The 13,268-nt window shown below is 62.6% G+C and carries 8 protein-coding genes; 3 read left to right on the top strand and 5 right to left on the bottom strand.

Features of this window, described 5'->3' with window-relative positions:
• Positions 1–140: 140 nt before the first annotated feature.
• From aroG to ACQ4WY_RS27835, 4 genes are all read right to left on the bottom strand, one after another.
• A complete protein-coding gene (gene aroG / locus ACQ4WY_RS27850; protein WP_436506864.1) occupies positions 141–1,205 on the bottom strand; it encodes a 3-deoxy-7-phosphoheptulonate synthase AroG in 1,065 nt (354 codons plus the stop codon).
• A 358-nt stretch (positions 1,206–1,563) separates the two neighbouring features.
• Positions 1,564–3,024, bottom strand: coding sequence for a metalloprotease TldD (gene tldD, locus ACQ4WY_RS27845; RefSeq protein ID WP_436506863.1), 1,461 nt, complete (start codon positions 3,022–3,024; stop codon positions 1,564–1,566).
• 19 nt (positions 3,025–3,043) lie between these two features.
• Complete coding sequence (locus ACQ4WY_RS27840) at positions 3,044–3,844, bottom strand: carbon-nitrogen hydrolase family protein (RefSeq protein ID WP_086137550.1); 801 nt, start codon at positions 3,842–3,844, stop codon at positions 3,044–3,046.
• A 43-nt stretch (positions 3,845–3,887) separates the two neighbouring features.
• A complete protein-coding gene (locus ACQ4WY_RS27835) occupies positions 3,888–8,054 on the bottom strand; it encodes a YhdP family protein (protein ID WP_436506862.1) in 4,167 nt (1,388 codons plus the stop codon).
• 260 nt (positions 8,055–8,314) lie between these two features.
• Here ACQ4WY_RS27835 and glnE point away from each other — a divergent pair, with 260 nt between their 5' ends.
• The 3 genes from glnE (at position 8,315) to ACQ4WY_RS27820 (ending at position 12,185) form a co-directional block, all read left to right on the top strand.
• Positions 8,315–11,068, top strand: a complete 2,754-nt coding sequence (gene glnE / locus ACQ4WY_RS27830; RefSeq protein WP_436506861.1) for a bifunctional [glutamate--ammonia ligase]-adenylyl-L-tyrosine phosphorylase/[glutamate--ammonia-ligase] adenylyltransferase — start codon at positions 8,315–8,317, stop codon at positions 11,066–11,068.
• Positions 11,069–11,081: 13 nt separating this feature from the next.
• Positions 11,082–11,858 (top strand): YoaK family protein, encoded by a 777-nt coding sequence (locus tag ACQ4WY_RS27825; protein WP_436506860.1) that lies wholly within the window; start codon positions 11,082–11,084, stop codon positions 11,856–11,858.
• 138 nt (positions 11,859–11,996) lie between these two features.
• Positions 11,997–12,185, top strand: a complete 189-nt coding sequence (locus ACQ4WY_RS27820) for a hypothetical protein (protein WP_353658690.1) — start codon at positions 11,997–11,999, stop codon at positions 12,183–12,185.
• Positions 12,186–12,242: 57 nt separating this feature from the next.
• Here the strand turns inward: ACQ4WY_RS27820 and gap are convergent, their stop codons facing one another.
• Complete coding sequence (gap, locus tag ACQ4WY_RS27815) at positions 12,243–13,253, bottom strand: type I glyceraldehyde-3-phosphate dehydrogenase (RefSeq protein ID WP_010395244.1); 1,011 nt, start codon at positions 13,251–13,253, stop codon at positions 12,243–12,245.
• Positions 13,254–13,268 lie beyond the last annotated feature (15 nt).

Genomic DNA, 13,268 nt, shown 5'->3' with positions numbered 1-13,268 from the left:
GGCGCGACTCTCATCGTGGCGCGGAGAACCATCTCCAACCAGACGCCGGATAGATTTAAGCAAGCCTGCTCACATCATACAAAATCAGCTTGCAAAAGGGAGGGTGACCATAGATTTTTTATGCTGCGCGCCACGTCACTTCATTCCGCGTCGCCCTGCAAGCGGCGCTGCTTCACGGCCGCCGCCAGGTTTTCCAGCACGGCCACGCTGGCGCTCCAGTCGATGCAGCCGTCCGTGACGGACTGGCCATAGATCAATTCCTTGCCGGGGATTAAATCCTGGCGCCCCGCCACCAGGTGCGATTCCACCATCACGCCAACGATGCGGCTGTCGCCCCCGGCCACCTGGCTGGCGATGTCGGCGCACACGGGGATCTGGTTTTCCGGTTTTTTCGAGCTGTTCGCATGCGAGGCGTCGATCATCAGGCGCGCCGCCAGGCCTTGCGCGGCGATGGCCTTGCAAGCGTCGTCCACGCTGGCCGCGTCATAGTTCGGGGTTTTTCCGCCGCGCAAGATGATATGGCAATCCTCATTGCCGTTGGTCGAGACGATGGCCGAGTGGCCGCCCTTCGTGACGGAAAGAAAATGGTGCGGCTGCGAGGCGGCCTTGATGGCTTCCACGGCGATTTTCACATTGCCGTCCGTGCCATTCTTGAAGCCGACCGGACAGGACAATCCCGACGCCAGCTCGCGGTGCACCTGCGACTCCGTCGTGCGCGCGCCGATAGCGCCCCAGCTGATCAGGTCGGCGATGTATTGCGGGCTGATGACGTCGAGGAACTCGGTGCCGGCCGGCAAGCCCAGCTCATTGATATCGCGCAACAGTTCGCGCGCCATGCGCAAGCCGTCGTTGATGCGGAAGCTGTTGTCCATGTACGGGTCGTTGATCAGACCCTTCCAGCCCACGGTGGTGCGCGGCTTCTCGAAGTAGACGCGCATGACGATTTCCAGTTCACCGGCGAAACGCGCGCGCTCCTTGACCAGCAGGCGCGCATATTCCATCGCCGCCTTGGTGTCGTGGATGGAGCAAGGCCCGATCACCACCATCAGGCGGTCGTCCTGGCCATGCAGGATACGGTGCAGGGCAATGCGGGCGCTGGCGGCGGTCTGTTCGGCTTGCTCCGAGCAGGCGAATTCGCGGATCAGGTGGGACGGCGGGGTCAGTTCCTTCATTTCGCGAATTCGCAAATCATCGGTGCGGGGCATCATTTTCTCCAAAATTTAAGGATGGGTAAAACATCTGGGTAAAAAAAAACCGCCATCAGTGGCGGTTTTTTAGAATTTGCTGGGATCTCGTTTTGCTGCTACGTGAACCGACCGCTACTCCACCGCCTTTGGGTTGGAATTGCTAAAGTAAAAATAAGCGGTAAAAAAGTGGCGAGCGAACATGCGAGTCATCCGTAAGTGATGAACGACTATAAACCTAAATTGCAAGGGTTGGCAAGCCTATTTGTCGGCAAAGCCGCATGTCGCCGCCCTTTTACACTGCAAAATACGTAAAAAAGCATAAAAAGTTGCGCACTGTCGATGCGCGTCGGCTGGCTAGCAACGCTGTGGCCGGCAACTAAGCCGTGCCACCGACAGTGATGCCGTCCAGGCGCAAAGTTGGCTGCCCCACGCCCACGGGCACGCTTTGCCCTTCCTTGCCGCACACGCCCACGCCCGAATCGAGGCGCATGTCGTTGCCGATCATGGAAACGCGGTTGAGCACGTCCGGGCCATTGCCGATCAGCGTGGCGCCCTTCACTGGATAGCTGAGCTTGCCGTTTTCGATCATGTACGCTTCGCTGGCCGAAAAGACGAACTTGCCGTTCGTAATGTCGACCTGGCCGCCGCCAAAGTTGACGGCATACAGACCGTTTTTGACGGAAGCGAGGATCTCGTCCGGGTCCTTGTCGCCGCCCAGCATATACGTGTTCGTCATGCGTGGCATGGGCAGGTGGGCGAACGATTCGCGGCGCGCATTGCCCGTCACGGGCATCTTCATCAGGCGCGCGTTCATGGTGTCCTGGATATAGCCTTGCAGGATGCCGTCCTCGATCAGGGTCGTGCACTGCGTCGGGTTGCCCTCGTCATCGATATTCAGGGAGCCGCGCCGGCCAGCCAGGGTGCCGTCGTCGACCACGGTGACGCCCTTGGCAGCTACGCGCTCGCCGATGCGGCCGGAAAACGCGGACGAGCCCTTGCGGTTGAAGTCGCCTTCCAGGCCGTGGCCGATCGCTTCGTGCAGCAGGATGCCGGGCCAGCCCGGTCCCAGCACGATGGTCATGGGGCCGGCCGGCGCCGGGCGCGCTTCCAGGTTCACCAGGGCCGAATTGACAGCGTCGGCCGCGTATTGTTCCAGCACGGCATCGCTGAAATAGTCATAGCTGAAACGCCCGCCGCCACCGGCCGAGCCCGTTTCGCGGCGACCATGCTGTTCCGCGATCACGGTGAGCGACACGCGCACCAGCGGGCGGATGTCGGCCGCCAGCACGCCATCGCTGCGCAGCACCAGCACCACGTCGTATTCGCCGGCCAGGCCCGCCATCACTTGCACGACTCGCGGATCTTTCGCGCGCGCCATCTTTTCCACGCGCTCGAGCAATTGCACCTTGGCCGTGGCGTCCAGCGAGGCGAGCGGATCGTTGGGCAGGTACAGCGAGCGCCCGCCCTGCGCCAGCGTGTGCCCCGCAATCTTGATCTTGCCGGCACCCGCGCGCGCGATGGTGCGCGTGGCCGCCGCCGCTTCCAGCAGAGCCCGCTCGGAAATGTCGTCGGAATACGCAAAGGCCGTCTTGTCGCCAGACACCGCGCGCACACCCACGCCCTGGTCGATGGAAAAACTGCCCGTCTTGACGATGCCCTCTTCCAGGCTCCAGCCTTCGCTCCTGGTCGACTGGAAGTACAGGTCGGCATAGTCGACCTTGTGCGTAAACATCGTGCCCAGGGCTTTGAGCAGCTTGTCTTCATCCAGGCCGAACGGCGTGAGCAGGAGTTCGCGCGCCACGGAAAGGCTGGACAGATTGGGTTCAAATGGGATCATGGCTATCTATTCCTTCAATTTACATGGTGCGGTGCGCCAGGGCCGGCAAGGACTCGCGCACGCCAGCCAGGAACACCAGGTCGATCTCGCCGCTGACCACGCCCTCGCCTTCGGGCAGCACGGCTTTCACTTCGCCCCACGGGTCGATCAGCATGCTGTGCCCCCACGTGCGGCGGCCGTTCGGATGCAAGCCGCCCTGCGCCGAGGCCAGCACGTAGCACTGGTTTTCGATGGCGCGCGCGCGCAGCAGCACTTCCCAATGGGCGCTGCCCGTCGTATGGGTAAATGCGGCCGGCACGACGATCAGCGCGCAATCGCCCATGGCGCGGTACAGTTCGGGAAAGCGCAGGTCATAGCAGATGGACAGGCCGACCCGGCCGAACGGCGTCTCGATCGCGCGCACCTGCGCGCCCGGCACAATGGTGCGCGATTCGTTGTACGACTCGGTGCCCCGCGTAAAGCCGAACAGGTGGATCTTGTCGTAGCGGCCGGCCGGCTCGCCTTGCGGGTCGTACACCAAGGTCGTATTGAGAACCTTGCCCTCCTCGCCGGAAATCAGGGGCAGGGTGCCGCCGATCAGCCAGATGCCGTGCTGTCGCGCCATCTGCGCCATGCCGTCCTGGATCGGTCCGCTGCCGGGCTGTTCCGCATGCGCCAGCTTGTCCGTTTCCTGCTTGCCCATGATGGCCCAGTATTCGGGCAGCACCACCAGCTGTGCGCCACCGGCGGCGGCCTGCGCCACCAGGCGCCGCGCCGTGGCCAGATTGTCTTCCACAGAAGGCGAGGAAATCATTTGTATTGCTGCGACTGTATGCATCATTCACCTAACCCTTCAAGCGCACTACGAGTTGACTGTGCGGCACTTATTTAGCGACAGCATCCTGCGTCGCCGCTGCAGGGGCAGGAACGGCGACAGGTTCCAATTTACCACCATTGAGCTTGGTCACGACGGGCGATTTCCACGGGCCGGCGATCTGCATGTGGTAAGTGAGCGCCTTCATCACGGGGGCGCGCAGGAACAATTGCGCCAGGAAACTGCCCAGGCCAATAACAGGATTGACGGCCAGCGCGTACACGAGCGGCCCCGTGCCTAGGTTAAATTCCGGTATCACTACCACGTGCAAATTCGTCGTTTCATTGGCGATATCGGCCGTGCCATCCATCAACACGGTTGCCGCCACGCCGTGCATCTTGAGGTTGTCGGTGCTCACCACGCCGCGCTTGATACTGGCGTTGGCCGTGATGCCGTCGAAGGCCAGGCCTTCGGAAAACACGTCGTGGAAATCAAGTTTCAGCAAGCGGGGCAAGGCTTGCAGGCTGAGCACCCCCAACAGCTTGGCCGCGCCCGGATCCTGCTTGAGGAACTGGCCCGATTCCACGTTCATCTCGATCTGCCCCGACAGGGTGGGAATGTCGAGCGAATACGGCAAGCCATTCCAGGCGATGTCGCCGCTCAGGCGGCCCTTGCCGCGACGCACCGTATCGGCAAAGCCGAAGCGGTCGAGCAACTTGCCCGCATCGACGATATCGAGGCCGAAACGCAGGCTGGTCGTGCTTTGCCCATCCTTGATGACCCATTTGCCATTGCCGCTCAGCGCGCCATCGGCGTTCGACAGTTGCAACTTGCCCACGCGCCATTCGCGCCCGCCCGCCGCCATCGTGTTATAGGCCTGCAACTCCAACCGGCCGATCTTCTTGTTGAACAGTTCAAATTGCTCGGCGACGATATCGAGCGAAGGGATAGACTGGGCGCCATTTTTGCCTTCCAGCAAACTTTTCACATCGTTGGCGGCCGACTCCGGAATGATCAGGGACGACAGGCGCGCCGTCATCTTGCCCAGGCCGGACGGCGTTTCCAGCCAGGTCACGTAGCCGGACACTTGTTTCGCGTCAATATTGGCTTGCCACACATCCTTTTGATGCGTGGCGCCCACGACCACGTTTTCCAGCTTGCGCTCGCCCAGCATCAGTTCGCTGGCACGCGCCGCCATCATGTCCGGCACCACGTATTGCGCAATATCGGGCGCATCGTCGGCAGCGCCGCTGTCGGCGGAGGCCGTGCCGCTGCCGGCGATTTCACTGCCGGCGGCAATCCAGCTGTCCACGTCCAGGGTTTTCATGCTGACGTTGAACATCATGCCGCTGTCCGGTTCTGGCGCCGGCACGTTCACGCCGATACCGCCACGCACTAAACGCCAGGCGTCCTTGCCCTGCTTCTGGCGCTGGTAGCGCGCGGCGATGCCGGATCCCAGCGCGATGCGGATATCGTCCGTGCGCAGTCCGGCTCCGTTCGCCGCATTGCCCGTCAGGGTGAATTTCACGGGCAGGCTGTCGCCAGCAGGTTTTTTCAGGGGGGCGGGGAAATCCAGGCCCAGGCCCGTCAGCGGCGACTCGACATTGACCACCACCTGGTGGTCGCGCGCCGTGATCAGGCCGCTGTAGCGCGCACCGCCATTCAAATGTTTCGCCAGGCGCTGCAGCACAGGCGCCGGATAGGTCTTGCGCAAGCCATCGACGGTCATGTTGCCGGCGAGTTTCACCTGGATGGAACTGTCCGGCTGCGTGCCGCCCGAGATGGCCAGCGGCCCGCCCAGCAGGCTACCGTTCAAGCCATTCAGGTTGACGCCTTTTTCGTTGAATTCGATCTTGCCCTGCGTGCCCAGCACGGGCGGCATGTCGTGGAACAGCACCACGTCGTTGCCCGCCAGCTGCAAGCTGCCTTGCACGGTCGACTCGAGCATGCGTTCGATCGGCAGGTGCAGCTTCAATGCCAGCTTGGCGTTGCCCGTCGCTGTCGTTTCATCCGTGAAATGCTCGATCCAGCCCAGCACGGGGCTGGCCGTCACGTACTTGAGGAATTCCTGCATCGGGCCGGCCGCATTGCCGTCGATATCGAGCAAGGTGTCGAAGACGGTCAGGTCGGGAATCACGGCTTTCACATTCGTCAAGGCCACGCCGCCCGTGGTGGCCGTATCGCCGCGAATTTCCATGCGCGCCCGCTCAAACACGAAACTGCCCTTGATCTTCTCCGCCTGCGGCCACAACGGCGCCTTGCCGGCCAGGGGACCGCTTTGCGCAAATTCGCCGGGCGCGTAGTTCAGGGTGCCATTCTCGATCTTGCCGGCCACGCGGAAGTCGCCGCGATTGCGCTGGGTTGGGGTGTCGGCCTTGAACGGAAAATGCTCGAGTTCGCCGCGCAGGCGCAGGCTGACATCGCGCGCCACGCCGCCTTCCAGCGCGCCCGTCAGCCAGTGACGCAGGTGCTCGGGCGTTTGCAGCGGCAGATAGCGGCCGATGGTGTTGATCTGGAAATTGTCGATCGTACCCGTCAAGTCGACCTGGCCCAGGTTCTTGCCGTCGAGCGGCAGGCTATGCGAGCCTTGCAAGGCGACGCGCAAGCCTTGCTGATTGAAATCAAGCTTGTCCAGCTCGACTTGCAGCATATTGGCCGACTCAAACGTCCAGCGCGCCTGCATGGCGAATTGTTCGAACGGCATGGCCGGTTCGCTCAGGTACGTGGGGAACTGCAGCACCAGGTCTTGCGCATCGATAGCGATGCTGCCGCCCTTGTCGTTGGCGTCGATGCTGCCAGTCAGGTGGTCGAAGCCGGGAATGGCGGGTGCAGCTGCCTGCGCGGGGCTGCTCGCCGTCTTCGCCACGGCCAGGCGCGCCGGTTGCGCATTCAGGCCCAGATCGATGAGCTTGCCGCGCAAACGGTAGCTGGCCGGCGTGGCCATCTCGCCTTCCCATTGCGCTGAAAAATCCTGCAAACGCCCGCGCGGCGCCAGGGCGTCGAGGCGCTGGCGCTGCTGCTCGCCCAACGGCAGCTTGTCGGCCAGCGCGGCCAGGGTTTGCAAATCGAGCGACTTGGCCGTGATTTCCGTGCGCGCCGGCTTGCGCTTGGTGGCAGCAACAAAACGTTCGGACAGGGTCGTGGGCGGCAGGCTGAGACCATCGCGTGTTTCCACTGCGAAATTCGTCAGCTCGACCTGGTGCCCATTTGCGCCAAAGGTTGGCTTGCCGTCCGGCACCTGCGCCGACAGTTCTTCCTTTGCCGAAATACGCCCGCTGACCGACAGCAAGTCGAGCGGGGCGATATGCTCGCCCAGCTGCGCCTGCACATCCGTCAAGCCCACGTCGGCAGTGAAGCCGGCCAGGCGCGCGTGATCCAGGCTCAACCAGGCGCGCAGGGCACCCTTGCCCTGGCTCAGTTCGAACGGGTAATCGAGGTAGCGGCGCCAGGCGGCCAGGTCGGCGTTTTTCAGGTCGGCGTACAGTTCGCCCTTCCACATCGACACATCCGAGATGCGCGTGCTGAAAGGCGGATGCGTGAAGTGAGCACGCACATCGATGGGCGCGGCCAGACTGGCGGGCGGCGTGGCTTGCAAGCCCAGCCGATGGCTGCGCCAGCGGTTGCGCAGCAACAAGTTGACCTGGGTTAAAGCCAGCTCCGGCGTACCGCGCGCTTCGTCCGTCCAGCGCACCTTGCCGTCGCGAATGACGATGTCATGCTGCGACAGCAGCCAATCGGCGCCCTTGCCATCGCTGCCTTGCGTGCTGTCGATCAATACCCCGGCCACATACAGCTTGCCATCCTTGCTGCGCCGCACGTCCAGGTCGGGCCGCGTGATTTCCAGGGTAGTGAAGCGCACGGAACCGAGCACGCTCCACCACGACACGGTCGCCGAGACGCTCGGCAGGCTCAGCGCCTGGCGGCCCGCCTGGTCGCGCAAGCTCACGTCACCGAGGAAGAGATTGGGCCGCACGCCATGCCAGGAGGCATAAATACGGGCGATACTGACAGGGTTGCCCAGCGCGCGGCTGGCCGCCCGCTCGATATCGCCTTTGTAGTAATCGATATTCGGCAAGATGGCGTAGCGCAGGAATAAAAACAGCACGGCGAAGGCGAAATACGCCAGCAGCACCAGTTTGATGGTAAAACCCAATACATGATGGGTGGCCAGGTTGGCCATGCGATAGGCGGCACGCAGCCGCTGCCAGCGCAGAGCCAATGGCACATGTTCTGTCACGCTTGCTTCTGGCGGTTTTTGCATCAATAAGCTAATAAACTGGCCCGGCGTCAAATAATGGCAAAAATCGTCTGCATTCGTGGTGTGCGCCTGCCTCCTCGCGCTTGCGTCTGAGCAAAGCCTCCCTTACCATCGTCCGGAAGAGCACGCACTGCCGGCGGCATTAGCGCCAGCGGCACAATTTTACCGCATCCCCCGCCGTTCGCAGCCAAGTTAAACAAGAACATGTACGCAGCATCCATGAGACCCTTACCGACACCATGAGCACACAGCCTTTGATCTCCGCCTCCCGTTTCTACCAGCGCTGGCTGGACGCCTCCCCCGAGCGCGCCGCGCAGGTAGCGCAACTGGTGCGCGCGCCGCTGGACGGGCTCGACTTTGCCGCCGCGCTGCTTGAGCAGGCGAACGCCGCCACGCCGCCGCTACCGCCCGAGCGGGCCATGCGCCGCCTGCGCAACCTGCTCGTCTGCGGCCTGATCGCACGCGACCTGGACGGCCAGGCGGACTTGAACGAAGTCGTCACAGCCATGACGGGCTTCGCCGATTTCGCCATCCGCACGCATGTGGACGCCATCATGGCCGAGATGGTGGCCTTGCACGGCATGCCGGTCGGCGAGGAATCGGGCGAGGAACAGGCCTTGATGGTGCTGGCGATGGGCAAGCAGGGCGGCGGCGAGCTCAATGTCTCGTCCGACATTGACCTGATCTTTGTCTACCCTGAAGATGGCGACACGCAAGTCACCGCGCCGGGCCAGCGCAGCCTGTCCAACCACGAGTTTTTCATTCGCATGGGCAAGAAACTAATCGCCGCCCTGGCCGAGATCACGCAAGACGGTTTTACTTTCCGCGTGGACATGGCACTGCGTCCGAACGGCAACTCGGGGCCGCTTGCCGCCAGCCTGGGCATGGTGGAACAGTACCTGATCGTGCAAGGCCGCGAATGGGAGCGTTATGCCTGGGTCAAGGCGCGCGCCGTGACGGGCAAGCAGGAAGATATTGCCTCGCTCGACGCCATCGTGCGCCCCTTCGTCTTCCGCCGTTACCTCGATTTCGGCGTCATCGATGCCATCCGCACCATGCACGGCCAGATCCGCGCCGAGGTCAACCGCCAGGAGCGGCTGCACCCGGACCGCAGCAACAACGTCAAGCTGGGCCGCGGCGGCATCCGCGAAATCGAATTTCTGGCGCAAGTGTTTCAATTGATACGCGGCGGGCGCGATGCCGAGCTGCGCGAGCGTTCCACGCGCGCCACCTTGCGCACGGTGGCAGACAAGGGCTTGCTGGAGCCGGCCATCGTGGAACAATTACTTGCTTCCTACACTTTCCTGCGCAACCTGGAACACCGGCTGCAATACCTCGATGATGCGCAAACCCATACCCTGCCTGCGAATGACGCCGACCGGCTCACCGTGGCGCAGATGATGGGCTTGCCCGACACCCCCACCCTGCTGGCCCAGCTGGAAGCGCACCGCGTGTTTGTCGCAGGACAATTTGACGAGATGTTCAGCGACAAGAGCAGCGGCACGCCGCCGGCCGACACGGGCATCGACCCGCAGACGTCGAACGACTGCGCCGCCTCGGATCAGCAGGAAGCCATCGAAGCCCGCTTTGCCGCCCTGGGTTTCCATGAGCCGGCCGCCTGCGCGCGCCGCCTGCTGGCCACGTGGCAGGCGCCGCGTTTGCAATCCTTGCCCGAGGCAAGCCGCACGCGCCTCGTTGCCCTCGTCAATTCCGCCCTGCCACTGATCACCGATTGCTCCGTTTCCAACGGCAACGCCAGCCAGCTGGCCACCCTGGGCCGGCTGCTCGATTTCCTGGAAGCGATTGCGCGCCGCTCGGCCTATCTGTCGCTGCTGACGGAATACCCGCATACGCTCGAGCGCGTCGTACGCATGGTGTGCGCCAGCGGCTGGGCCGCCACCTTCCTCACCCAGCACCCGATTTTGCTCGATGAACTGCTCGATGAACGCATCCGCAATACGGTACCGGACCCGGCCGCGCTGGCGCTGGACCTGCAGCGCCAGCTTGACGACGCGCCCGGCGACACGGAGCGGCAGATGGATATTCTGCGCGAAACACACCACGCGCAGCTGTTCCAATGCCTGGCGCAAGACCTGGCGGGCGACCTGAGCGTGGAAAAGCTGGCCGACTACCTGTCGCAGCTGGCCGACATCATCGTCGCCGCTACCGTGCAAGCCGTCTGGCAAACCTTGCCCACGCGCCACCGCGAGGTGCCGAAATTTGCCGTCATCGCGTATGGCAAGCTGGGCGGCAAGGAACTGGGTTATGTCTCGGACCTGGACGTCATTTTCCTCTTCGACGACGACGACCAGGACGCGCCCGGTCTGTACGCCAAGCTGGCGCAGCGCTTCATTACCTGGATGACCTCGCACACTTCGGCCGGCATTTTGTTCGACATCGACATCGCCCTGCGCCCCGATGGCGCCTCGGGCATGCTGGTCTCCAGCGTGCAGGCGTTCGAGCGCTACCAGGGCAGCGCGGCCTGGGTCTGGGAACATCAGGCGCTCACACGCGCGCGCTTTTGCGCTGGCGACGTCAGCATCGGCAAGCATTTCGAACGTATCCGCGACACGATACTGCGCAAGGAAAGGCCGGAAAACGGTCCGCTCAAGAGTGAAGTGGTGGCCATGCGCAAGAAGATGCTCGATGCGCATCCGCCCCGCCCCGGCAGCTTTGATTTGAAGCAGGATCCGGGCGGCATGATCGACATCGAATTCATGGTGCAATACCTGGTGCTGCAGCATGCGGCGCAGTATCCGCAGCTGACGGCCAACTCGGGCAATATCGCCCTGCTGCGCCTGTGCGGCGAACTGGGGCTGATCGACGAACAGCTGGCCGCCCTGGTCGCCGATGCTTACCGCGCGCTGCGCAAGCTCCAGCACCAGTTGCGCCTGCAGGGGCAAGACCTGGCCCGCGTGGAACCGGAGCGCGTGCGCGTGCATGCGGAAAATGTCATGCGCCTGTGGCAAGCCATCTTTGGCGCCGCAGCCTGAGGCCGGCCCGGACATGCCGCTCCATTACCTGTCGCGCCTGAGCGGAGCGGCACGCGATACGCAAGCCAACCTGCAGCTGGGCTGTGTGCTGGCGCTGGTGGCCGGCGCAGTGAATGCGGGCGGCTTTCTCGCCATCGGCGGCTATACCTCGCACATGACGGGCATCGTCTCGGGCATGGCGGACGACCTCGCGCTGGGCAATATCACGCTGGCCCTGGCGGCGCTGGGCGCGTGGCTGGCCTTTGTCAGCGGCGCGGCCGTGACCGCCATCATGGTGAACTGGGGCAAGCGGCGCCGGCTGCACAGCCAGTTTGCCGCCAGCCTGCTGCTGGAAGCGGCCTTATTACTGCTGTTCGGCTTGACGGGCAATTACCTGGCGGCCATGCCCGACGTACTGGGCCCCGTCACCATCTTGCTGCTGTGCTTTGTCATGGGCTTGCAGAACGCCATCATCACCAAGATTTCGGGCGCCGTCATTCGCACCACGCACGTGACGGGCCTGTCCACCGATATCGGTATCGAACTGGGCAAGATGGCGTATTACAACCGGCGCCACCTGCCGGACCGCATGGTGAAGGTCAACCGCGGCAAGCTGAGAACGCACAGCCTGCTGATCACCTGCTTCTTCATCGGCGGCGTCAGCGGCGCCCTGGCCTTCAAGCACATCGGCTTTCCCGCCGCCACCATCCTGCTCGCCGGCGTGCTGACCCTGCTGTCCGGCGTGCCCGTACTGCGCGACTTGCGCTTACTCTGGCGCTTTTACCGGCGCCGCCTGCACGCCTGGCGTTAGCAGGAATATTTTTCTTTATGGCAATAAATCACTGATTTTAATGCTAATATTTTTCTGCGCCTGGCCGGCTCACCAAGCCTGTCGTGGCGGCCTTTTGATTCGACACCCTACCGTTGTCCAATTTTGAAAGCGAGAAAAATGATTTCCATTAAAAAAGCCCTGTTTGTCTTTGCCATCGCTGTCGGCGCCGCAGCTTCGTTCTCCAGCGCGGCCGCCGTGCGCACATGGATTCCATCGGAAAACTGCGATTACATCCTCAACATGTGTTACCAGGGTGTCGAAGCATCGTGCGAACAGTGGCGCAACCAGTGCGAACCCAAGGAATAAGCTGGCAACAGACGAAAAAAACGCCCCGAAGGGCGTTTTTTCTTATGCGGTCAACAATTACTTGGCCGACATCAGCGCAACGGTGGTGTCGAGCATGCGGTTCGAGAAACCCCACTCGTTGTCGTACCACGACGATACTTTCACCAAACGGCCCGACACTTTGGTCAGGGTCGAATCGAAGTTCGACGAGGCCGGGTTGTGGTTGAAGTCGATCGATACCAGCGGTTCGGTCTGGTACGTCAGGATGCCTTCCAGGGCGCCTTCCGAAGCAGCCTTCATCAGGGCGTTGACTTCTTCGACCGTGGTGTCGCGCTTGGCGATGAAGGACAGGTCGACCAGCGACACGTTGATGGTCGGCACGCGGATGGCGAAACCGTCCAGCTTGCCATTCAGCTCAGGCAGGACCAGGCCCACGGCGGCGGCAGCGCCCGTCTTGGTCGGGATCATGCTCATGGTGGCGGAACGGGCGCGGCGCAGGTCTTCATGCATCACGTCGGACAAGACCTGGTCGTTGGTGTAGGCGTGCACAGTGGTCATCAGGCCCGTTTCGATGCCGATGGCGTCGTTGAGCGGCTTGACCAGCGGTGCCAGGCAGTTGGTGGTGCACGAAGCGTTCGAGATGACGGTATCGGTCGATTTCAGTACCGAGTGGTTCACGCCGAACACGACGGTCGCATCGACGTCCTTGCCGCCTGGTGCCGAAATGATGACTTTTTTCGCGCCGCCCTTCAAGTGAGCCGAAGCTTTCTCTTTGGTGGTGAAGAAGCCCGTGCATTCCAGCACGACGTCCACGCCCAGCTCGCCCCATGGGATTTCAGCAGGATTGCGCTGTGCGAATACGCGGATCGGATCGCCATTGACGATCATGTTGTCGCCTTCGACAGTGACCGTGCCCGGGAACTTGCCGTGCGCGGTGTCGTAGCGGGTCAGGTGGGCGTTCGATTTGGCATCGCCCAGGTCGTTGATGGCAACGATCTGGATATCCTGTTTCTTGCCGCCTTCGTAGAAAGCACGCAAGACATTACGGCCGATGCGGCCGTAGCCATTGATTGCAACTTTGATCGTCATACTCTGCTCCTGATT

Source organism: Janthinobacterium salmonicoloratum (assembly GCF_051380845.1).
Lineage (GTDB): Bacteria > Pseudomonadota > Gammaproteobacteria > Burkholderiales > Burkholderiaceae_D > Janthinobacterium > Janthinobacterium lividum_F.
The sequence above is the reverse complement of the archived record's forward strand: the minus strand, read 5'-3'. Positions and strand labels throughout refer to the sequence as shown.